Annotated in this window: 17 protein-coding genes; 14 read left to right on the top strand and 3 right to left on the bottom strand. The window is 71.3% G+C overall.

Translation table 11 applies throughout. The features are described 5' to 3' along the window. Nucleotides 1-239: 239 nt before the first annotated feature. From J2X65_RS16870 to J2X65_RS16860, 3 genes are all read right to left on the bottom strand, one after another. Nucleotides 240-1,499: an ABC transporter substrate-binding protein gene (locus J2X65_RS16870; RefSeq protein WP_310203104.1), complete on the bottom strand. Its 1,260-nt coding sequence runs from the start codon at nucleotides 1,497-1,499 to the stop codon at nucleotides 240-242. 114 nt (nucleotides 1,500-1,613) lie between these two features. After that, nucleotides 1,614-2,543, bottom strand: a complete 930-nt coding sequence (locus J2X65_RS16865; protein WP_310203102.1) for a DMT family transporter — start codon at nucleotides 2,541-2,543, stop codon at nucleotides 1,614-1,616. A 197-nt stretch (nucleotides 2,544-2,740) separates the two neighbouring features. Then, nucleotides 2,741-3,232: a GNAT family N-acetyltransferase gene (locus J2X65_RS16860; protein WP_310203101.1), complete on the bottom strand. Its 492-nt coding sequence runs from the start codon at nucleotides 3,230-3,232 to the stop codon at nucleotides 2,741-2,743. A 192-nt stretch (nucleotides 3,233-3,424) separates the two neighbouring features. Between J2X65_RS16860 and J2X65_RS16855 the strand changes: the two genes are divergently transcribed. The 14 genes from J2X65_RS16855 to addA all read left to right on the top strand — a co-directional run bounded on the left by J2X65_RS16855 (nucleotide 3,425) and on the right by addA (nucleotide 22,727). Next, nucleotides 3,425-3,907 (top strand): hypothetical protein, encoded by a 483-nt coding sequence (locus J2X65_RS16855; RefSeq protein ID WP_310203099.1) that lies wholly within the window; start codon nucleotides 3,425-3,427, stop codon nucleotides 3,905-3,907. A gap of 79 nt (nucleotides 3,908-3,986) precedes the next feature. After that, a complete protein-coding gene (locus tag J2X65_RS16850) occupies nucleotides 3,987-4,745 on the top strand; it encodes a L,D-transpeptidase (RefSeq protein ID WP_310203097.1) in 759 nt (252 codons plus the stop codon). A gap of 139 nt (nucleotides 4,746-4,884) precedes the next feature. After that, nucleotides 4,885-5,730, top strand: a complete 846-nt coding sequence (gene ubiE, locus J2X65_RS16845) for a bifunctional demethylmenaquinone methyltransferase/2-methoxy-6-polyprenyl-1,4-benzoquinol methylase UbiE (protein ID WP_310203095.1) — start codon at nucleotides 4,885-4,887, stop codon at nucleotides 5,728-5,730. 21 nt (nucleotides 5,731-5,751) lie between these two features. Then, nucleotides 5,752-7,320, top strand: coding sequence for a 2-polyprenylphenol 6-hydroxylase (gene ubiB, locus J2X65_RS16840; RefSeq protein ID WP_404977737.1), 1,569 nt, complete (start codon nucleotides 5,752-5,754; stop codon nucleotides 7,318-7,320). A gap of 16 nt (nucleotides 7,321-7,336) precedes the next feature. Continuing rightward, entirely contained in the window at nucleotides 7,337-7,558 is a 222-nt protein-coding gene (locus tag J2X65_RS16835) for an amino acid transporter (protein ID WP_310203094.1), read from the top strand. A 216-nt stretch (nucleotides 7,559-7,774) separates the two neighbouring features. Beyond that, nucleotides 7,775-9,013, top strand: a complete 1,239-nt coding sequence (coaBC, locus tag J2X65_RS16830) for a bifunctional phosphopantothenoylcysteine decarboxylase/phosphopantothenate--cysteine ligase CoaBC (RefSeq protein WP_310203092.1) — start codon at nucleotides 7,775-7,777, stop codon at nucleotides 9,011-9,013. Continuing rightward, nucleotides 9,010-9,483, top strand: coding sequence for a dUTP diphosphatase (dut, locus tag J2X65_RS16825; RefSeq protein WP_310203090.1), 474 nt, complete (start codon nucleotides 9,010-9,012; stop codon nucleotides 9,481-9,483). Before coaBC ends, dut begins: the two co-directional genes overlap by 4 nt. A 10-nt stretch (nucleotides 9,484-9,493) precedes the next feature. After that, nucleotides 9,494-9,937, top strand: a complete 444-nt coding sequence (locus J2X65_RS16820) for an Rrf2 family transcriptional regulator (RefSeq protein ID WP_310203087.1) — start codon at nucleotides 9,494-9,496, stop codon at nucleotides 9,935-9,937. 149 nt (nucleotides 9,938-10,086) lie between these two features. Further along, nucleotides 10,087-11,091: a cysteine synthase A gene (gene cysK / locus J2X65_RS16815; protein WP_310203085.1), complete on the top strand. Its 1,005-nt coding sequence runs from the start codon at nucleotides 10,087-10,089 to the stop codon at nucleotides 11,089-11,091. A gap of 136 nt (nucleotides 11,092-11,227) precedes the next feature. Next, nucleotides 11,228-13,771 (top strand): ATP-binding protein, encoded by a 2,544-nt coding sequence (locus J2X65_RS16810; RefSeq protein ID WP_310203083.1) that lies wholly within the window; start codon nucleotides 11,228-11,230, stop codon nucleotides 13,769-13,771. Nucleotides 13,772-13,804: 33 nt separating this feature from the next. After that, a complete protein-coding gene (gene tsaE / locus J2X65_RS16805; RefSeq protein ID WP_404977740.1) occupies nucleotides 13,805-15,427 on the top strand; it encodes a tRNA (adenosine(37)-N6)-threonylcarbamoyltransferase complex ATPase subunit type 1 TsaE in 1,623 nt (540 codons plus the stop codon). After that, nucleotides 15,424-16,143 carry a nucleotidyltransferase family protein gene (locus tag J2X65_RS16800; protein ID WP_310203081.1) on the top strand — a complete coding sequence of 240 codons (720 nt, stop codon included), beginning with the start codon at nucleotides 15,424-15,426 and terminating at the stop codon, nucleotides 16,141-16,143. Before tsaE ends, J2X65_RS16800 begins: the two co-directional genes overlap by 4 nt. A gap of 69 nt (nucleotides 16,144-16,212) precedes the next feature. Then, on the top strand, nucleotides 16,213-19,335 hold the full coding sequence (gene addB, locus J2X65_RS16795) for a double-strand break repair protein AddB (protein ID WP_310203079.1): 3,123 nt from the start codon (nucleotides 16,213-16,215) through the stop codon (nucleotides 19,333-19,335). Beyond that, complete coding sequence (gene addA, locus J2X65_RS16790; protein WP_310203077.1) at nucleotides 19,332-22,727, top strand: double-strand break repair helicase AddA; 3,396 nt, start codon at nucleotides 19,332-19,334, stop codon at nucleotides 22,725-22,727. The genes addB and addA overlap by 4 nt, the downstream gene beginning before the upstream one ends. Nucleotides 22,728-22,775: the final 48 nt, after the last annotated feature.

Below are 22,775 nucleotides of genomic sequence, written 5' to 3'. Positions count from 1 at the left end.
CGACTATCGAACGGCCCCCTCTCCCGGCGCGCGAGGCTCGGCTGTTGCCGGGTTTCGCCACTGTCGAGGTCGACATCCGAGGCATCCGACGTCGACGGAGAGGGATGGGGTGAGGGATACGCCCCGCCGCGGCGTATCCCTCACCGACCCGCCGCGCGGGCCAACTCTCCCCGGCGGGGAGAGAAAAAAGCAGGAACCCCGGGAGGAGGCCGGGGGCGAAAGCGCCGGTTGTCAGTTGCTCAATCGCGCCTCGGCCGCAGCTTCTCCACCTCGGCGTCGGAAGGCAGCACGCTGGCGCCGTCGACATAGACCGGCTCGAGCATCACGCCCTTGCCGTCCTTGAGCCCGAGCGTGCCGACGAAGGCGCCCATGGTCGCCTGGTGGTCGCTGGCGCGATAGGTGAACGGCCCGAACGGCCCGGTGACCGGCAGCCCCTTGAACGCCTCGACCAGCTTTTCGGTCTCCGCCCCGCCGGCCTTCTTCAACCCTTCGCCGAGCGACAAGATGGCGGTGTAGCCCACCACCGAGCCGAGGCGCGGCGGCTCGCCATATTTCGCCTGGTAGGCGTCGAGGAAGGCTTTGTGCTCCGGCGTGCCGATGGCGTACCAGGGATAGCCGGTGGCGACCCAGCCCTGCGGCGCCTCGTCCTTCATCGGGTCGAGATATTCCGGCTCGCCCGACAGCAGGCTGACGACGAAGGTGCCGTCCAGCGTGCCGCGGCTGTTGGCCTCGCGCACGAATTTGGCGAGGTCGGCCGCGAACAGCACGTTGAACACCGCGTCGGGCCTGGCATCGGCCAGCGCCTGCGCCACCGCCCCGGCGTCGAGCTTGCCGAACGGGGTGGCCTGCTCGGCGACGAATTCGACGTCCGGCTGCGCGGCCTTCAGCAGCGTCTTGAAGGTGGCGGCGGCCGACTGGCCGTATTCGTAATTGGGATAGACCAGCGCCCAGCGCTTCTTGTCGGCCTTCACCGCATGCGGCATCAGCATCGCCACCTGCATATAGGTGGAGGCGCGCAGGCGGAAGGTGTAGCGGTTGCCCTCCGCCCAGGTGATCTTGTCGGTCAGCGGCTCGGAGGCAAGGAAGAACACCTTGCGCTTGTCGGCGAAGCCGGCCACCGCGAGGCCGACATTGGACAGGAAGGTGCCGGTGAGCACGTCGACCTTCTCGCGGGTGACGAGGTCCTCGGCGACGCGCACCGCATCGCCGGGATTGCCGCCATCGTCGCGGGTGATCAGCTCCAGCGGGCGCCCCCCGATGCCGCCGGCGGCGTTGATCTGGTCGATGGCGAGTTCCATGCCCTTGCGATAGGGCTCGAGGAAGGCCGGCTGCGCCTTGTAGCTGTTGAGCTCGCCGATGCGGATCGGCTCGGCGGCACGGGCCGGGGCCGTTGCGGCGAGGCCGGCCAGCAACAGGCCGGCCAGCGACGGCGCTGCCAGCAGCGAGGCGATTCCTGCGGCAAGCCGGGCGAGCAGGGGCGGGCGATGGGCGGCGGGCATGGAAAGTCTCCGGGTCGGAGGATGGGTCCGGCTGCCCGACAAATTAGCCGGTGGGGTCCGGGCGTCCACCCCATTGTCCGGCGCCGGCCGGTAAAGTTCGGCCGCGCGGGAGCGTCAAGGACCGATGTCGACTTCCGGCTCCGGCGAGCGCCGCCGCCGCCGCGAGGCGAGCAGCGCGCCGCCGATGATCAGCCCGGCCCCGATCAGGGTGCCGATGCCCGGCACTTCCCCGAAGGCGAAGAAGCCGATGGCGATGGCCCAGACGAAGGAGGTGTACTCGAAGACGCCGAGCCGGCTGGCCTCCTCGCTGCGATAGGCCGAAGCGAGGCAGAGATGGCCGCCGGTGCCGAGCGCGCCGATGGCGAGCATCACCACCAGCTCGGTCCAGCTGGTGCTCGTCCAGGCCAGCAGGCCGAGCGGCGCGATCAGCAGCGCCGGGAAGGCGTTCTGCAGCAGGACGATCGTGGCCAGCGGGTCGCGGGCGGCGCGGCTCTTCAGCACCACCATGGAGAGCGCATAAGTGACGGCGGAGATGAGCGCGGCGGCGATGCCGAGCTTGCTCGCCTCGCCGGCGCCACCGACGGCCATCTCATGCCAGAGCACGACCAGCACGCCGACGAAGCCCAGCACGATGGCGACGATCACCGGCCGGCCGGGTCGCTCGCCCAGGATCAGCCCGGCGAACAGGGCGATGAAGATCGGCGAGGTGAAGGACAGTGCCAGCACCACCGCCAGCGGCAGGGTGGCGAGGGCGTAGAAGAAGGTGAGGGCGGTCGCCACCACCACCACCGAGCGCCAGGCGTGCGGCCGCAGCGTCGCGCGGTCGGGCAGCGGCGTGCGCAGCGCCGCGAACACCAGATAGGCGATGGCGCCGCCGGCGAGATAGCGCATCAGTGCCACTTGCGGCGTCGAATGGGTCTCGGCGACGAATTTGATCAGCCCGTCCATGACGGACAGGAGAAAGATGCCGGCGATCGCCAGCACGGCGGGGCCGGCGGCGATGGAGGCAGGTCGGGCGGCCGGTTCGCTGGCAGGGCGGGTCATCTGTCGAGGCTCACGCGGCGGACCGTCCCGCCAAGACGCGCCGGCACGGGAGCGCGCTCCGGCCGGCGAAGGATCGTCTCGTGCCGGCCAGGCGAATCGGGCCGGCGCGGGCCGCGCGCGGCCTCGCGGCGGTGATTTAGACGATGCGAGCGGAAAGGTGAACGGGTCCGTTGCCGATGTTCCGGCTCGGCGGGCGTTCAGGTGCCGGCCAGCGGCAGGCGATAGGGGTATTCGGAGGTGTCGGAGAGGTCGCCGAGCGCGCGGGCACCGGGCAGGCGGACGAAGCCGAGGCTCTCATAGAAGCGATGGGCATCCAGGAAGCGTGTGTCGGTCCACAGCCTGAGCTCGGGCGCGCCGCGGTCGCGGGCGAAGGCGAGCGCCTCGCCCATCAGCGCGCGGGCAACGCCGCGGCGGCGTGCGGCACGGGCGACATAGACCTTGGTGATCTCCACGGTGCCCGCGGGCGGACCGTCGGCCCGCATCGGCGCCGCGGCAAGCGAGCCGATGATCGCCTCGCCATCGGCCGCCACCCATATGGCGCCGCCACGCGCGGCGAAATGGCTGGCGATGGCGTCGAGCTCGGGAAACTCGGCGGCACGGTCGAAGATGCAGCCCTCATACTCGGCGAAAGCGCCGGCGATCAGCGCGGCGATGGCGTCGCCATCGGAGTTGCGGGCCGGACGGATCAAGGGGGAAACCAATGGAATTCTCTCGTAGTGTGGCTCAGTTAACGTCGACGGGGCGAAGCGGGCGCACTATTGTGTCTTCCCGACCCTCGCGTAAAGCCCGATGCGGGGAGGGGGTATCCCGTTCACTTTTGCGGCCGGGGTTCGCCTGGTCGCTGGTCTTCCGACCGGCATCTGCCCGTCCCGGAGTGCTCGATGAAGCTGTCTCGTCGTTTCGTGCGTCTGTCCCTCATCGCCGCGGTAGCTGCGCTGGTCGCCGCCTGTGCCAGCGCGCCCCAGGCCCCGGCGCCCATCGAGCCGGCCATGCCGCGCTATACCTCGCCGATCACCGCCCAGCAGCTGGTCGGCAAATGGGGCCTGGCCGCCTATCACCGGCCGGAGGACGCCGCTCGTACCGAGGCGCAGGCCCGGCAGGGATGCCGCCAGCCCTACGTGATCAGCGCCGGCCCGAATGGCGGCTTCATGATGTATCTCGCCGATCAGTCGACGCCCTCCGAGCTGGTCTCCAAGCAGGTGGCGCCGGGCCCGACCTATATCGGCCTGCCCGACGAGCCGCCGGGCTCGCAGGCGGACCGCGAGGTCGTGCGTTTCGACGGCCAGATCCTGGTGCTGAAGTGGCTCGATCCCGAGGTCCAGGGGCGCTACGGGAACATGGTCTATGTACGCTGCCCGGCCTGATCGGCACCGTACATAACTGGGCGTTAACCATGCGTGGCGAAAGATGGGGGCAGTGGAACGGTAGCGCCGGAGCCTTCGCATGCGTGGTTTGCAGACGGGTGGACGGCGTCCCGCGCGGGCCGGCCGGCGTATAGCTGGCGCGCCGGTGGCGGTCGCCATCGCCTCCGGCATGGTCCTGGCGGCGCTGATCGCCGCCCTGGCCGGCGCGCTGCTGCCGTCGCCGGCGGCGGCGCAGAGTTCCCGCACCTATGGCGGCAGCTTCTACGGCATAGACGACGGCAATTACGCGGTGTTCTCCTCCCGACCCCGCGAGCCGGCCGGTGGCGCAGGCGGCGGGCATTTCGACGAGAACGCGCCGGCGCCGGTCTATCAGAGCGGCGGCGGGCGGGGCGTCAACACCGAGTATAACCGCCAGTACGTGCCTTATGTGACGACCGATTCTCCCGGCACCGTCATTATCGATACCGGGGCGCGCTTCCTTTATCTGGTGCAGGGCGGCGGCCGGGCGCTGCGATACGGCATCGGCGTGGGTCGCGAGGGTTTCGCCTGGAGCGGGGCCGAGCGCATCAGCCGCAAGGCCGAATGGCCGAGCTGGACGCCGCCGCCGGAAATGCATGCCCGCCGTCCCGGCCTGCCGGAGCGGATGGAGGGCGGGCCGGAAAATCCGCTCGGCGCCCGCGCGCTGTATCTCGGCAGCACGCTTTACCGCATCCACGGCACCAACGAGGCGGACAGCATCGGCCAGGCGGTGTCGTCCGGCTGCATCCGCATGCGCAACGACGATGTGATCGACCTCTATAACCGCGTGCGCGTCGGCACGCTGGTGCGTGTCATCTGAGCCTTTCGTGGCGTTTCCGCCGCCGCTGCATGTGGCGCTTGCATGGCTCGCCGTCTGGTCGGGCGGGAACGGCTCGGTTATGGTCCCGCCACGCTTCGGTTCGCGCAGGGTTTGAACCGAACGCAATCGCGAGGGCAGGATGACCGCAGGCAGCAGCGCGCAGGACGCGATTCCGCAGGATGTCGCCCCGCAGGACGCCGCCGACACGGCCGCTTCCCCGGCCCGGCCCGATTCCACCGCCGATACCCATTTCGGCTTCCGCACCGTGCCGCTCGGCGACAAGCAGCGCATGGTCGATGAGGTGTTCCACTCGGTCGCCCGTCGCTACGATGTGATGAACGACCTGATGTCGCTTGGCCTGCACCGGGTGTGGAAGGACCTGCTGGTCTCGCGCATCCGTCCGCCGAAGAACGCGCGGCCGTTCCGCCTGCTGGATGTGGCCGGCGGCACCGGCGACGTGTCGTTCCGCACCGTCGAGGCCGGCGGCGCCGGCACCAGCGCGGTGGTGGCCGACATCAATGGCGGCATGCTCGGGGTCGGGCGCGAGCGCGCCGCGCGCCTCGGCCATGCCGAGAAGGTGGAGTTCGTCGAGGCCAATGCCGAGGAACTGCCCTTCCCGGACAAGTCCTTCGACGCCGCCTCCATCGCCTTCGGCATCCGCAACGTGCCGCGCATGGACAAGGCGCTTGCCGAGATGCGCCGGGTGCTGAAGCCCGGCGGGCACTGCTTCGTGCTGGAGTTCTCGCGCGTCGACGTGCCCGGTCTCGATGCGATCTACGACACCTATTCGTTCAAGGCGATCCCGCCGATGGGCCGCTTCGTGACCGGGGATGCCGAATCCTACCAGTATCTCGTCGAATCGATCCGCCGCTTTCCGGCGCCGGAGCTGTTCGCCCAGATGATGCGCGAGGCCGGGCTGAGGCGCGTCGGATGGACCCCGCTGACGGGCGGCATCGTCTGCCTGCACAGCGGCGCGAGGATCTGAGCGCGAGGATCTGGATATATCGTGGCCACTTTTCTCGGAGACATGCTGAGGCTCGCCCGTGCGGGCTATGTGATGGCGCGCGAGGGCGTGCTCGCCCGCGTCGATCCCGATATCTTGCCGCCGGGCACCGAACCTCTGTTCCGCCTCGCTCGGCTGATCGAGCGGCGCGACGGGCGTTCCAGCGCCGCGGCGCTGGGTGCGGCGCTTTCCCGGCTCGGGCCGTCCTATGTAAAGCTCGGCCAGTTCCTGGCGACGCGGCCGGACGTGGTCGGCGTCGAGATGGCGCGCGACCTCGAAGTGCTGCAGGACCGCATGCCGGCCTTCCCGCAGGGCGTGGCGGAGGCGGCGATCGCCCGCACGCTCGACCGGCCGGTCGCGGCCGTCTACGCCGCGCTCGGCCCGCCGATCGCCGCCGCCTCCATCGCCCAGGTGCACCAGGGCGAGACGCGCGAGGCCGAGGGGACGCCGCGCCAGGTGGCGGTGAAGGTGCTGCGGCCGGACGTGCAGGCGCGATTCCACGCCGACCTGTCTTCCTTTTACCGCGCCGCGCGGATCGGCGAGCGGGCCTCGCCGGAAGGGCAGCGGCTGCGCCTCGTCGCCATCGTCGATACGCTGGCCCGGTCGGTGGCGATGGAGATGGACCTGCGGCTGGAGGCGGCCGCGCTGTCCGAACTGGCGCAGAACACCGCCGCCGAGACCGATTTCCGCGTGCCGGCGGTCGACTGGGACCGCACCGGCCGCGAGGTGCTGACCACCGAATGGATCGACGGCATCAAGCTGAACGACATGGAAGGGCTGCGCGCCGCCGGCCACGACCTGCCGGAGCTGGGCCGCATCCTGATGCAGTCCTTCCTGCGCCACGCGCTGCGCGACGGCTTCTTCCATGCCGACATGCATCCGGGCAACCTGTTCATCGACGCCGAGGGGCGGCTGGTGGCGGTGGATTGCGGCATCATGGGCCGGCTGGGGGTGAAGGAGCGGCGCTTCCTCGCCGAGATTCTCTACGGCTTCATCACCCGCAACTGGATCCGCACCGCCGAGGTGCATTTCGAGGCCGGCTACGTGCCGATGCACCATTCGGTGGAGGATTTCGCCCAGGCGATCCGTGCCATCGGCGAGCCGATCCACTCGCGCAGCGCCAGCGAAATCTCGATGGCGAAGCTGCTGACGTTGCTGTTCGAGGTGACCGCGCTGTTCGACATGAAGACGCGGCCGGAACTGCTGCTGCTGCAGAAGACCATGGTGGTGGTGGAGGGCGTCGCGCGCACCCTCGACCCGGACCTCAACATGTGGCGCACCGCCGAGCCGGTGGTGCGAGCCTGGATCGAGCGCAATCTCGGCCCGGCGGGCAAGCTGGAGGAGGCGGCGCACGGGCTGCAGGCGGTCGGCCGCGGTCTGCAGGCGCTGCCGGACCTGATCGCCCAGGGCCAGCGCATCGCCAGCCAGCTGGACCGCTCGACCCGCGACGGCCTCGCGCTCGCCCCGGAGACGGTGGAGGCGATCGGCCGGGCGGAGGGGCGCGGCAATCGCGGCCTCACCTGGGCGCTGTGGGTGATCGCGGCGCTGCTGGCGGCGCATCTGATCTTCTGAGCGGGTAGCGGCGGCGATGAGCCTCGTTCACAATGAGCGCACGAAACTGTCCGCGACCTACCTAAACGGCATTGCCATCGCGGTGATGGCCGTCGGCGGGCTTGGCCCGGTCGTGTCGGTCCTGAACGGCGGTGCCGTACCCGCCCTGGGTATCGCCGCCGTCAGCGTGATTTGCCTCGCGGGCAGCGTCGCCCTACATTTCCTGGCAAGACGTCTCCTAGGGAGCCTTGAGCCATGAGCACCGCGGACTTCCTGCTGCTGCTGATCATGCCGGTCGGCGCCCTTGTCGTCGGCGGCATCGTCTATCTGGTCGCCTCGCGCGACCACCATCCTCATGCCGGTCCGGCCGAGTGACGACCCGGCTCATCGTCCCGATTCCGGCCTGATCGCCTCTGGGCCGCGCGGTAGCTCTGCGCTATAGGCCACTCAGGCAACGAGGCGCAGGCTTAACCGCATGCTCGCAGGCAAGACGGTCCTTCTCATCATCGGCGGCGGCATCGCCGCCTATAAGAGCCTCGACCTCATCCGCCGGCTCAAGGAGCGCGGCGCGCGGGTTCGCGTGGTGATGACCGGGGCGGCGCAGAAATTCGTCACCCCGCTCGCCGCCGGGGCGTTGTCGCACGAGCCGGTGTTCACCGAATTGTTCGATCGCGCCGCCGAGCAGGATATCGGCCATATCCGCCTCGCCCGCGAGGCCGACCTGGTGCTGGTCGCGCCGGCCACCGCCGACCGCATGGCGAAGATGGCACACGGCCTCGCCGACGACCTCGCCGGCGCGGTGCTGCTGGCGACGCGGGCGAAGGTGCTCCTCGCCCCGGCGATGAACCCGGCAATGTGGGTGCACCCGGCGACGGTGCGCAATGTCGCGCTGCTCAGGGCCGATGGCGTCGCCTTTATCGGTCCCAGCGCCGGGGCGATGGCGGAGCGCGGCGAGGAGGGTTTCGGCCGCATGGCCGAGCCGATCGAGATCGCGGATGCCGCCGGGGCGCTGCTGGCCGACGGCCCGCTGTCGGGCCGGCATGTGCTCGTCACCTCCGGCCCGACGCATGAGCCGATCGATCCGGTGCGCTATATCGCCAACCGTTCCTCCGGCAAGCAGGGGCACGCCATCGCCGCCGCCGCCGCCGCCGCCGGCGCGCGGGTGACGCTGGTGTCCGGGCCGGTGAGCCTGCCGGATCCGGCTGGCATCGACGTGCGCCATGTCGAGACGGCCCGCGACATGCTGGCGGCGGTGGAGTCGGCGTTGCCGGCCGATGCGGCGGTGTTCGCCGCCGCGGTGGCCGACTGGCGGGTGGCCGCCGAAGCCAACCAGAAGCTCAAGAAGGACGGCAACGCGCTGGCACCGCTGGCGCTGACCGAGAACCCGGACATTCTCGCCGGCATTGCCCGCCGCATCGAAGGGCGCCCGCGTCTCGTCGTCGGCTTCGCGGCGGAGACGCAGAACGTCGTCGCCCATGCCCAGGCCAAACTCGCCCGCAAGGGCTGCGACTGGATCGTCGCCAATGACGTGTCACAGGACGGCGGCTACCAGAGAGGCATTCCCGGCGGGGTGATGGGGGCGGACACCAATGCCGTGCATCTCGTCAGCGCCGCCGGTGTCGAGCATTGGCCGACCGCCTCCAAGGCGGAGATCGCGCAGCGCCTCGTGGCGCGCATCGCCGTGGCGCTCGGCCCGCAGGAGAATCGATCGTGAGTGTTGCCGTTCCCGTCCTCGTGCTGCCGCATGGCGAGGGCCTGCCGCTGCCGTCCTACGCGACCGAGGGGGCCGCCGGGCTCGATCTCATCGCCGCCGTGCCGGAGGGCGAGCCGCTGGTCCTTGCGCCGCTGGGCCGTGCCGCGGTGCCGACGGGGCTCGGCCTGGCCGTGCCGGCCGGCTTCGAGGCGCAGGTGCGTCCACGTTCGGGTCTGGCGCTGAAGAGCGGCGTCACGGTGCTCAACGCGCCCGGCACCGTCGATTCGGATTATCGCGGCGAGGTGAAGGTGCTGCTGGTCAATCTCGGCCCCGAACCCTTCACCATAGAGCGCGGCATGCGCATCGCCCAGATGGTGGTGGCCCCGGTCACCCGCGTGACTCTCGAAAAATCCCGTGATTTAGAAAAAACAACGCGTGGTGATGGTGGATTTGGTTCGACAGGGCTCGACGGCAGGCAAATATCGCGCTAGCCAATGAGGCATGCCGCGTTTGTCTGACAAAAGCCTGCTGGCCATTGCCGCCGTCGTCGACGTCGCCCTCTATGCGCGGGGCACGCCGGTGGCGGCCAAGGCGCTTGCCGCGCGCCATGAATTGCCGCCGCGCCATCTCGAGCCGGTATTGCAATCGCTGGTGCATGCCGGGGTGCTGAAGGGCGTGCGCGGACCGCGCGGTGGTTATGAACTCGCCCGCGAGCGTCGGCGCATCACCGTCGCCGAAATCGTGCGGGTGGTGGAGGCGGAGGCCGGCGACGCGCTCGACAGCCTGCCCGCCATCGTGCGCGACGTGATCCAGCCAGCGGTCGGCGAGGCCGAGCACACCTTCGAGGCGGCGCTGGATGCGGTGACGGTCGAGGATCTGTGTCGCAGCTCGGCGCAGAGGGAAGACCGGCGCGCCATGCCGGAAGGCATAGATTTCACGATTTAACTTTGTGATATTTCGGTTTCTCGACAGTATCACGTGAATATGTTAGGCCTCGGATCAACCACCGGCGGCTCCGTGATCGTCCCGCAGGCGATCGCCTCGTACCATCCTTCCTCGGTAACCGCCGCGACAATGTCCCATCGGAGGCACCCATGGCCGAGTCCGCCCCTTCGTCCGCCATTTCGTCGGCCGCCGCCGGTTCTCCTGCAGCCAGACCCGGCCGCGGCCGCGTCTATTCCTCGATCACCGAGACCGTCGGCGACACGCCGCTGGTCGAGCTTTCCCGCCTGCCGGCGCAGCGCGGCGTGAAGGCGCGCATTCTCGCCAAGCTCGAATTCTTCAATCCGCTCGCCAGCGTGAAAGACCGCATCGGCCTGTCGATGATCGAGGCGATGGAGGAGGCGGGGGTGCTGAAGCCGGGCACCGTGCTGGTCGAACCGACCTCGGGCAATACCGGCATCGCTCTCGCCTTCGTGGCAGCCGCGCATGGTTACAAGCTGATGCTGGTGATGCCGGAATCGATGTCGGTGGAACGGCGCAAGATGCTGGCGCTGCTCGGCGCCGAGCTGGTGCTCACCCCGGCGGCGCAGGGCATGCGCGGCGCGGTGGCCAAGGCCGAGGAACTGGTGAAGGAACTGCCGGATGCCATCATCCCGCAGCAGTTCCGCAACCCGGCCAATCCGGAGGCGCACCGGCGCTACACCGCCGAGGAAATCTGGAACGATACCGATGGCGCGGTGGACGTGGTGGTGTCGGGTGTCGGCACCGGCGGCACCATCACCGGCATTGGCCAGGTGCTGAAGCCGCGCAAGCCGGGCTTGCGGATGGTGGCGGTGGAGCCGGAGGATTCCCCGGTGCTTTCCGGCGGCCAGCCCGGCCCGCACAAGATCCAGGGCATCGGCGCCGGCTTCATCCCCGAGGTGCTCGACCGGTCGGTGATCGACGAGGTTGTCACCGTCGGCAACCAGACCGCCTTCGAAACCGCGCGCGCCGCGGCCCGGCTCGAGGGCATCCCCGTCGGCATCTCTTCCGGCGCGGCGATCGCCGCGGCGCTGGAGATCGGCGCCCGGCCGGACATGGCGGGAAAGACCATCGTGGTCATCATCCCGTCCTTCGCCGAACGCTACCTTTCCACCGCCCTGTTCGAAGGGCTGTGAACCGTCGCCTCCACGGGCATTCCAGAGCCTCCCCGCCTTCGCTACAGTCGCACTGATTCGGCACGTTCGGCGGCACGTTCGTATTCACGCCGAACCGATACGGGGCAGAGCGGCGGCGACAGGGAGACGGGCGCGGATGGCGCAACCGGCCGGCAACGGCGGTGCAGACGGACGGGTGCGAGCCTTCGCGGGGCGCGCCGTTGCTGCCATATGCTCCCATTGGCCGGGTCGGCGCGATCTGCTGGCCACCACCGCGCTGACGCTTTCCGCCGGCGCCACGCCGGCCGGCGCCGCGGACCTGCTTGGCGGCGCGGCGTCCAGCCTCGCCGCGCTCGATCCCGGTACGCTTGTCGGCCTGTCGCTGGCGCTCGGCCTGCTCGCTTTCGCCACCACCACCGCCATCGTGCATGTGCGCTTCCGCCGCGCTGCCGGCGCCCGCGAGGCGGCCGCCTTCGCCGAGATCTCGCGGCTGGAGGCGCAGATCGAGGAAGGCCGCGCCCTGCTGATGGCCGAGCCGCAGATCGTCGTGGTGTGGCGGGATCCCGCCGCCGATCCCGAGATCATCGGCAATACCCCCGCCTTCACCGGCGTCGCCGCGCCGGCGCGCATTCTCGCCTTCGGCAGCTGGCTCGCGCCGCCCTCCGCCCGTGACATTGAGGCGGCGGTCGACCTGCTGCGCCGCCGGGGCACGCCGCTCGCGGCATCGCTCGTCACCCAGGACGGGCGTTATGTCGAGGCCGATGGCCGCCCGGTCGGCTCCGCCGTGGTGCTGAGGCTGCGCGACATTACCGGCGTACGGCGCGACCACGCCAGGCTCGCCGAGGCGCATGCGCTGCTGGAGGACCAGACCCGGGCGTTGCGCAACCTTGTCGACGCTATTCCCGCTCCCGCCTGGCTCGCCGACGCCGACGGCCGGCTGGCCTTCGCCAATGCGGCTTATGTGCATGCGGTCGAGGCGCGCGATCTGCGGGATGCGCTCGGCCGCGACCTCGCGCTGCTCGACGCCGCCGCGCGCCGGCAGGCACTCGCCGCCCTCGCCACGGCCGGCGCCTTCAATGCCCGGCTGCCGGTGGTGGTCGCCGGCAGCCGCCGTCTGGTCGACGTCCGCGAGGCGGCGGTAGCGGACGGCATCGCCGGCATCGCTCTCGACGCCACCGAGGAAGAGCGCATCCGCACCGAGCTCGCCCATGCGCTGGGCGCGCACCGGCGTACGCTCGACCAGCTATCGACGGCTGTCGCCATTTTCGGCGAGGACAAGCGGCTCATCTTCCACAATGCCGCCTATGCCACGCTGTTCGATCTCGATCCCGCCTTCCTCGACGACCGGCCCAGCGACGTCGCGGTGCTGGACCGTCTGCGCGCCGGGCGCCGCCTGCCGGAGCAGGCGGATTTCCGCGCCTGGCGCGCCGAACTGCACGAGGCCTATCGCTCGATCGAGCCGAGGGAACACTGGTGGCACCTGCCGGGCGGGCGCACGCTGCGCGTCGTCACCGCGCCGAATCCCGAGGGCGGCGTCACCTATCTGTTCGACGAGGTCACCGAGCGCCTCGCCCTGGAAAGCCGCTTCAACGCGCTGACCCGCATCCAGAGCGAGACGCTGGACGCGCTCGCCGAGGCGGTGGCGGTGTTCGGCAGCGACGGACGGCTCGGCCTTTCCAACAGCGCCTTCCGCCGCATGTGGCGGCTGGAGGCGGGCCAGCTTGCCGGCCGTCCGCATATCGACGCGGTGGTCGAGGCGTGCCGGGGGCTGTCGGCGGACGAGGCGGCGTGGAGCCGGCTGCGCGCCGCCGTCACCGGCATCGAGGCGCGGGTACCGGCGACGTTCCGCCTGGAGCGGGCGGACCGCATGATCCTCGACGGCTCCACCCAGCCGCTGCCGGATGGTGGCACCCTCGTCACGCTGCGCGACGTCACCGACAGCGTCAATGTCGAGCGGGCGCTGGTCGATCGCAACGAGGCGCTGGTCGCCGCCGACCATCTCAAGAGCACCTTCGTCAGCCATGTCTCCTATGAACTGCGCTCGCCGCTGACCACCATCATCGGTTTCGCGCAGCTGCTCGACGATACCGGCATCGGGCCGCTCAACGACCGCCAGCGCGCCTATGTGAACCACATCACCGAGAGCAGCGCGGCGCTGCTGGCCATCATCAACGACATTCTCGACCTCGCCACCATCGACGCCGGGGCGATGACCCTCGACCTCGCCGAGGTCGATGTGCGCGGCGCCATGGAGGCAGCGGCCGAGGGCGTGCGTGACCGGCTGGTCGAGGGCAATCTCACCCTCTCCATCGAGGCGCCGGCGAGCGCGGGCAGCTTCCGCGCCGACGCCAAGCGGGTGCGGCAGGTGCTGTACAATCTGCTGTCCAATGCCGTCGGCTTCGCGCCCGCCGGCTCGACGGTGCGGCTGGCGGCCGAGCGGCGCGGCGGCGAGGTGGTCTTCCAGGTGCGTGACGAGGGGCCGGGCATCCCGCCGGAGATCGGCGCCCGGCTGTTTGATCGTTTCGAGACCCACACCTCAGGCTCGCGCCATCGTGGGGTCGGGCTCGGCCTTTCCATCGTCCGTTCGCTCATCGCCCTGCATGGCGGGTCGATCCAGATCGGCCCGGCGCCGGGCGGCGGCACGCTGGTGACCTGCCGCTTCCCGCTCGACAGCGGCACGGCGCAAGTGGCGGCGGAGTAGCGGATGAAGGAGGTGCAGATCGGGGTGGGGCAAATGTCCGGGGGACAGGCCATGGGCGCGCAAGCCGCCGGAACGCCGGTGCATTGGAGCGTGGTGCTGCCGGACGAGCACGCCACCGCCCGCCTCGCCATGGACCTCGCCTTCGCCTTGGCGCCGGGCGATCTCGTCGCGCTCGACGGCGATCTCGGCGCCGGCAAATCGACGCTGGCGCGGGCGCTGATCCGCGCGCTGGCCGACGATCCCGCGCTTGAGGTGCCGAGCCCGACCTTCAATCTGGTCCAGACCTACGATCTGCCGCGCCACCGGGTGGTGCATGCCGATTTCTACCGGCTGGGGGACCCTTCCGAGCTCGAGGAAATCGGCTGGGACGAACTCGCCGACGGAGCGGTCGCCCTGGTCGAATGGCCGGAGCGGGTGCCGGCGGTGCTGGCGGTGCCGAACCGGCTGGAAGTGCATATCGCCATGACGCCGGAGGCGAGCGACACCACCCGGCGCGTCCGGCTCATCGCCCATGGCCGGGTCGCCGACGCGCTGCGTCGCATGAAGGCGATCCGCTCGCTGATAGATCTCGCCGGCTTCGGTCCCGCCCGCCGCCGGCACCTGCAGGGCGATGCCTCCACCCGCGCCTATGAGCGGCTGGTCGGCAAGACCCGCAACGCCATCCTGATGAACGCGCCGCGGCGGCCGGACGGGCCGCCGGTGCAGGACGGCAAGCCCTACAGCGCCATCGCCCATCTCGCCGAGGATGTGAAGCCCTTCGTCGCCATGGCCCGTGGCCTCGCGGCGCGCGGCTTCTCGGCACCGACCATCTACGCCGCCGACCTCGCCAGCGGCCTGCTGGTCATCGAGGATCTCGGCGACGCGGGCGTAGTGAGCGGCACTCCGCCGGCCCCGATTCCCGAGCGCTACGAGGCTGCGGTCGACGTGCTCGCCGCGCTGCACGGGATGGAGCTGCCCTCCACGCTCACCGTCTCGCCGGATCACGATCATGTATTGCCGGCTTACGACCTGTCGGCGTTGCTGATCGAGGTCGAGCTGCTGCTTGACTGGTACATTCCCCATCGCGGCGGCGCCAGGGTGAGCGACGCGCTGCGCGCCGAGTTCCGCGGGCTGTGGACGGCGGCGCTCGCCGGTTCGCTGGCGCAGAAGCCGACCTGGGTGCTGCGCGACTATCATTCGCCGAACCTGATCTGGCTGCCGGAGCGCCAGGGCCTCGCCCGGGTCGGCATCATCGATTTCCAGGACGCGGTGATGGGCCCGCCGGCCTATGACCTCGTCTCGCTGGCGCAGGATGCGCGCGTCGACGTGTCCGAGGAGCTGGAGCTGCACCTGCTCGGCCGCTACATCCGCGACCGGCGGGGGGAAGAGGATTTCGACGTCCGCGGCTTTGCCGCCTCCTATGCGGTGATGGGCGCGCAGCGGGCGACCAAGATTCTCGGCATCTTCGCCCGGCTCGACAAGCGGGACGGCAAGCCGCAATACCTTCGCCACATCCCGCGGATATGGAACTACCTCCAGCGCGGTCTGGCCTTCACCGACCTCGCGCCGCTGAAGGCGTGGTTCGACCGCCACGTTCCCACTCCGGACCTGCCCGCGCCTGGCCTGCCCTCCGACCCGCCCGCCGACCAACCTCCCGAGCAGCCGCAGACGATATGAGCCCGATCCGCAACGCCATGGTGCTCGCCGCCGGTCTCGGCACCCGCATGCGGCCGCTGACCGACGATCGCCCCAAGCCGATGGTGGAGGTCGCCGGCAAGCCGCTGATCGATCACGTGCTGGACCGGCTCGCCGATGCCGGCATCGAGACGGCGGTGGTCAATCTCCATTATTTCGCCGACCGGCTGGAAGCCCATCTCGCCGGCCGCACCTGCCCGCGCCTCGTGTTCTCCGACGAGCGCGATCAGCTGCTCGACACCGGCGGCGGCATACGGAAGGCGCTGCCGCTGCTCGGCGACGCGCCGTTCGTCTCGATCAATTCCGATACAATCTGGATCGAGGGCATCCGCCCCAACCTGCCGAGCCTCATGGAGGCGTTCGATCCGGCGAAGATGGACGCGATCCTGCTGCTCGCCGCCGCGACCGGATCGGTCGGCTATGACGGGCGTGGCGACTTCGTCATGGATGGCGACGGCCGGCTGACCCTGCGTGGAGAAGGGCTGATGGCGCCCTTCGTCTATGCCGGGGCGGCGGTGCTGGCGCCGGCGCTCTTCGACCGGACGCCGGAAGGGCCGTTCTCGCTGGTGAAGCTGTTCGCCCGCGCCGCCGAGGCCGGCCGGCTGTTCGGGCTGCGGCTGGAAGGCGTGTGGATGCATGTCGGCACGCCGGAGGCGATCGGCGAGGCCGAGCTCGCCGTCAGCCTGTCGACCGAATAGGGCCGGCGACGGGCCTTTGCCGCCGGCATCCTCTACACTCGCCGGATGCACGATTCGACAGGCCGGGACATGCCCGCGTCGCAGACAGCGTTCGATTTCGCGGAAGCGGCGCCGCCGATGGTGCGGCGGCCGGCGCGCGTCTTCACTATTCCCGCCTCGGCGCCGTTCCTGCCGGTGCTGGCGGAGGCGCTACTGGGCGGCGTGCTGGTGCCCGGCTTCGCGCCCCTGGGCGATCCGCTGGCGCTGGCTTCCGCCACCATCTATCTGCCGACCCGCCGCGCCGGCCGCCTGTTCGCCGAGGAACTGCGCCGGCGCATGGGCGGTACCACGCTGTTGCCGAAGATCGTCCCGGTCGGCGACGTCGACGAGGACGCGCTGATCTTCGCGCAGGAGAACGCCGGCCCACCGAAAGCGGTCGCCCCGACCACCCGGCGGCTGGCGCTGGCCAGCCTGGTCGGCAAATGGCGGGCGGCTCTGAGCGACGAGGACGGGCGCAGCGCGGTGGCGGCAGGGCCGGGGGCCAGCCTCGCGCTCGCCGACGCGCTGGCGCGGCTAATCGACGAGATGGCGGCACAGCAGGTGCCGTGGTCGCGGCTCGACGATCTGGTGCCCGGCGAGCACGACCAGTATTGGGACATGGCGCTCGACTTCCTCAAGATCGCCCGCGAGGCGTGGCCGGCGCTGCGGGGCGAGGAAGTGGACGGCGCGGTGCGCCGCGACCGGCTGATCGATGCCGAGGCGGCCCGGCTGGCGGCACTTGGCGCCGCCGCGCCGCCGGTGATCGCTGCCGGCTCCACCGGCTCGATGCCGGCCACCGCCCGGCTGCTCGACGCCGTCGCGCGCCTGCCGCACGGGGCGCTGGTGCTGCCGGGCCTCGACGCGCACATGTCGGAAGCCGACTGGCGCTCGCTCACGCAGGCGGCGGACCCGGCGCCGAGCCACCCGCAATACGGGCTGGCCCGCCTGCTCGACGGCATGCAGGTGCGACGTGCCGAGGTGGTCGCGCTGGCCGAGCCTGCCGGGCACTGCCGCGATCTGCTGCTGTCCGAGGCGCTGCTGCCGGCCGAGGCGACGCAGGGATGGGCCAGCCTCGCCGACCGCCTGCCGGAGGCGGCCCGCGCCGCGGCGCTCGCCGAGGTCACGCTGATCGAGGCCGACGATGCGCGCGAGGAGGCGCTCGCCATCGCCCTGGTGTTGCGCGCGGCACTGGAGGAGGAGGGGCGCCGCGCGGCGCTGATCACTCCGGATCGCGATCTCGCCCGCCGTGTCGCCGCCGAGCTGCTGCGCTTCGGCGTCGCCATCGACGATTCAGCCGGCGAGCCTTTGTCGGAAAGCGGCGCCGGCCGCTTTGCCCGGCTCATCGCCGATGTGGCGGCCGAACGTCTGGCACCGCTGCCGCTGGCGGCGCTGCTTCGCCACAGCGCGGCCCGCTTCGGGCTCGGGCGCGCGGCGCTCGGGAAGGCGGCGGACGCGCTGGAACTGATGGTGCTGCGCGGTCCGCGGCCGGCGCCGGGCGCCGAGGGGCTCGTCGCCGCCATTGCCGCCTTCCGGCCGGAGGACTGGCACCGTGACGATCCGCGGCACGATGTCGATGACGACCAGCGCGCGCGTGCGGCCGATCTCGGCCAGCGCCTGACGGCGGCGCTCGCGCCGCTCGCCGGGCTCGGACCGGGCCTGCATGCCTTCGCCGATCTTGTCGGCGCCCACCGTGCCGCGCTGGCGGCGGCGCTGGCCGGCACCGACGGCGCACCGGCGGAGCCGACGCCGGGGGAGCCGATGCCGGGGGAGCCGATGCCGGATCTGGCGGCGCTGGCGACCGCCTTTGACGAGCTCATGGAGGGTGCGCCGCTCGCCCCGGCGATGAGCCTGGCGGACTATGCCGCCGCACTGACCCACCTCCTTGCCGACACGCCGGTGCGTCCGCCGCTCGACGCCGGGGCGCGGCTGCGCATCTACGGCCCGCTGGAAGCCCGCCTGGTGGATGTCGACCGGGTGGTGCTGGCCAGCCTGGTCGACGATGTCTGGCCCTCGGCGGTGCGGCCGGACCCCTGGCTGAGCCGGCCGATGCGCGCCGGGCTCGGCCTCGACGTGCCGGAACGGCGCATCGGCCTTGCCGCGCATGATTTCGCGCAGGCCTGCGGCGCGCCGGAGCTCATCCTCACCTATCCGCGCAAGCTCGGCGGCGCCCCCACCGTGCCGTCGCGCTTCCTGCAGCGGCTGGCGGCGGTGAGCGGGCGGCGGGCCTGGGACGAGGTGCGGGCGCGTGGCGAGCGCTGGCGCCGCGTTGCCGCGGCGCTCGATGTCGAGCCGGCGAAGGAGCGTATCCGGCGGCCGGCGCCGACGCCGCCGGTGGCGTTGCGCCCGACCCGGCTCAGCGTCACCGAGATCGAGACCTTCCTGCGCGATCCCTACGCCATCTATGCCCGGCATGTGCTGGGCCTGCGCCCGCTGGATCCGCTCGACGCCCCGCCCGGCGCCGGCGAGCGCGGCACCGCCATTCACGAGGCGCTGGGCGAGTTCGCCAAGGCGTATCCGCAGGCACTGCCGGCCGATGCGGCAAGCCGGCTCGCGGCGTTCGGCCGGGCGGCCTTCGCGCCGCTTGTCGCCTTTCCCGCCGAGCATGCGCTGTGGTGGGCGCGCTTCGAGAAGCTGATGCCGTTCTATCTCGCCTGGGAACGCGGCCGCCGGTCCAGCATGGATCGCGTCATCGCCGAGGCCGGCGGGCACGTCCTCATCGCCGGCACGCGCGGGCCGTTCCGGCTCAACGCCTATGCCGACCGCATCGAGCAGCGCAAGGGCGGCGGCCTCGCCATCCTCGACTTCAAGACCGGCGCCGTGCCCACCGCCAAGCAGACCCGCGCCAATTATTCGCCGCAGCTGCCCTTGGAGGCTGCCATCGCCGCCCGTGGCGGTTTCCAAGGCGTGCCGGGCGAGGAGGCGATGGAACTCGTCTATGTGAAGCTCGGCACCGCCGCGCTGAAGGAGATTTCCGCCGTCGACAAGGAGATGACGGCGCAGGGCCTGGCCCAGGACGCGCTGGAGCGGGTGACGACGCTGGTGCAGGCCTTCGAGAACCCGGCCCAGCCCTATATTGCCTTGCGCCGCACGCAGTTCCGCGGTCGTTCGGGAAGCTATGACCATCTGGCGCGGGTGCGTGAATGGTCGGTCGGCGAGGAGGAGGCCGGCGAATGAGCGAGGCGCCTCTTTCCTCCGCCGCGCTCGGCGCCGCCACGGCGCTGCAGACGCGGGCTTCCGATCCCGGCCTTTCGGTATGGGTGTCGGCCAATGCCGGCGCCGGCAAGACGCATGTGCTGGCCCGGCGGGTGATCCGCCTGCTGCTGCGCGGCGTGCCGCCCGGGCGCATCCTGTGCCTCACCTATACCAAGGCCGCCGCCGCCAACATGGCCAACCGGGTGCTGGCGATCCTGCGCGATTGGGCGGTGGTGGGCGATGCCGATCTCGACAAGGCGATCGGCGCCATCGATGCCGGCGGTTCGGCATCCTTGCGCGCCCGCGCCCGCTCGCTGTTCGCGCTGGCGCTGGAAACGCCGGGCGGGCTGAAGATCCAGACCATCCACGCCTTTTGCGGTCACCTTCTGCGCGCCTTTCCCTTCGAGGCCGGCGTGCCGGCCGGCTTCCGCTCGCTGGAGGACGCGCAGCGGCTGGAATTGCTCGCTCTGGTGCGGGCGCGCATCGTGCAGCAGGCGGCCGGCGCGCCGGACACGCCGCTCGGCCGCGCCTTCGCGCTGATCATCGGCGAGGTGGCCGATAGCGGCCTCGACGAATTGCTCGCCGCCCTGCTCGATGCGCCGGACGCGCTCGATGCGGGCGAGGCCGATCTTGCCCGCCTGGCCGGGCTCGATCCGGTGGAGCCCAGCGCCGCCATCGCCCGACGCATCGTCGACGAGGCGCTGATCCCGCGCGGGGCATGGCGGGGCATGGGCGAGGCGCTCATCGCCGCGGGCGGAAATGCCGCCCGGCGGGGCGCCGATCTCCTCGCCGCCGCGCAGGCGGCGGAGGACGAGGTGGTGGATGCCTATGCCGGGGTGTTCCTGAAGGCTGATGGCGGCGCCTATGCCGACAAGTTCCTCGGCTCCGGCGAGGTGCGCGCCGCCTTCCCGGCGCTCGCCGCCGAACGCGACCGCCTCGCCGCGCTCGGCCCGCGCCTCGCCGCCGCCCGCGTGGTGGAGAAGAGCCTCGCGGCGCTGGAGCTCGGCCGCGCGGCGCGCCGGCTCTATGAGGCGGAAAAAGCCGCGCGCGGCATGCTCGATTTTGCCGATCTGGTCAGCAGTGCGCGACGCCTGCTCGGCTCCGGGGCTTCGGCCTGGGTGCACTACAAGCTCGATCGCGGCATCGATCATGTGCTGCTCGACGAGGCGCAGGACACCAGCCCCGAGCAATGGGAGGTGATCCAGCCGCTGGTGATGGAGTTCTTCGCCGGCGAAGGCGCGCGGGAGGAGGCCGCCGGGGCGCCCCGCACCCTGTTCGTGGTCGGCGACGAGAAGCAGTCGATCTTCTCCTTCCAGGGCGCGGATCCCAGCCGTTTCGACGCCATGCGCGCCGAATTCGCCCGCCACGCTCCGGAGCAGGCCTTCGCGCATGTGAAGCTGCAGCATTCCTTCCGCTCGGCGCCGGGCATCCTCGCGGCGGTGGACGAGGTGTTTTCGCGCGAGGAAGCCTATCGCGGCCTGACCGCCAGCGCCGAGCGCACCGTGCATGTGCCGATCCACGCGCAACTGCCGGCGCGGGTGGAAATCTGGGAACCGGAAGCCCCGGTCGAGCAGCCGGAGCCGGATGCCTGGCAGCGCCCACTCGACGCGCCGCGCCATGATGACCCGGTGAGCCGGCTCGCCGACAAGATCGCCAGCCACATCAAGGCGCTGATCGACGGTGGCGCGCCGGTGGAGGATCGCGGCGGCCCCCGTGCCGCCCGCGCCGGCGACTTCCTGGTGCTGGTGCGCCGACGCAGCGCCCTGTTCGAGGCGGTGATCCGGGCGCTGAAGCAGGTTGGTGTCGCGGTGGCGGGTGCCGACCGGCTGGTGGTCGCCGAGCATATCGCGGTGATGGACCTTGCCGCGCTCGGCGAGGCGCTGCTGTCGCCGGACGACGAGTTGTCGCTGGCGAGCGCGCTGAAGAGCCCGTTGTTCGGCTTCGACGATGACGACCTCATCGCGCTGCTGCCGAAGCGCGAGGCGCGGCTGATCGACGAGCTGACCCGCCGCGCCGGCGAGCGGCCGCACTGGCGGGCGGCGGTGGAGCGGCTGGATCGGCTGCGCCCGGAGGCGGCGAGCCTGCGCCCGTTCGACTTCTATGCCCGCGTGCTGGGGCGCGAGCGCGGCCGGGCGCTGATGCTGGCGCGGCTCGGGCCGGAGGCGGCGGACGCGCTCGACGAGATGCTGGCCATCGCCCGCGCCTATGAGAGCACCGAGGCGCCTTCGCTCGCCGGCTTCCTCGCCTTCCTGCGCGGTGGGCAGGCGCAGGCCAAGCGCGACATGGAGGCCGGGCGCGATCAGGTCCGGGTCATGACCGTGCATGGCGCCAAGGGCCTGGAGGCGCCCTATGTCCTGCTCGCCGACACCACCTCCGGTCCGCAAAAGGGCACGCGCGGCGGCCTGCTGGCCGGCCGGCGGGCGGATGGTGGCCGGGCTTTCCTGGTGGCAGCGCGCAAGGCGGAGGATACGCCGGCCATGGGGCTGCTGCGGCTTGAGGCCGAGGCGGCGCTGATGGACGAGTACCGGCGACTGCTCTACGTCGCGCTCACCCGCGCCGAATGCGCGCTGGTGCTGTGCGGTGCCGATGGCAAGCGCAAGCGCCCGTCCGATTGCTGGTACGACGTGGTGCGTTCGGCGCTGGAGGGGCAGGCCACCGCGGTGCCGGCGATCGGCTTTGCCGGCACCGTGCTGCGCTGGCGCGCGACGCCGGAGCCGGAGCGCGCGGCGGCGGCGCGTGCCGCGGTGCCGGTGAGCGATGCCGGGGCGGACGCCGCGCTCGCCCGCCGGCTGGCGCGTCCGGTGGCTCTGGCGGCGGCGAATCCCCGGTTGCGGCCGTCGCAATCCTCGTCCATCGCGACGCCCGAACAGGCGCGGACCGCTGCCCGCGGCGCGCTGCTGCACCGGCTGTTCGCCGCGCTGGCGGCCCTGCCGGAGGCGCAGCGCCGTACCGCCGGCGGGCGCGTGTTGGCTCTTGCCGGCGTGCCGGACGGCGAGGCCCTGCTCGATGAGGCGCTGGCGACGCTGGCGCTGCCGGAACTGGCGGTGCTGTTCGCGCCGGATGGGCGCGCCGAGGTCGACATTGCCGGCGCCCTTGCCGACGGCACGCTGGTGAGCGGGCGTATCGACCGGCTGGTGGTGTTGCCGGAACGGGTGATCGTCGCCGATTTCAAGACCGACCGCCGGGTGCCGTCGGACCTTTCGACGGCACCGCGCGCGCATGTGGAGCAGATCGCGCTTTATGCCCGGCTGCTGGCGCGGCTCTATCCCGGCCACCGGATCGAGCCGCTGATCGTCTACACCGCCGGGCCGCGCGTGCTAGCGCTGGCCGGGGAACGGCTGTGGACGCCGGGGGAGGACGTCACGTCGGAGTGACGGCGCCTTGACGCGGGTGGGGGGCGATACCTACCTTTGCTTCAACTT

This window comes from Ancylobacter sp. 3268, from assembly GCF_031456575.1.
Taxonomy (GTDB): Bacteria; Pseudomonadota; Alphaproteobacteria; order Rhizobiales; family Xanthobacteraceae; genus Ancylobacter.
Note: the sequence above shows the minus strand (reverse complement) of the source record. Positions and strands in the feature narration are given on the sequence as shown.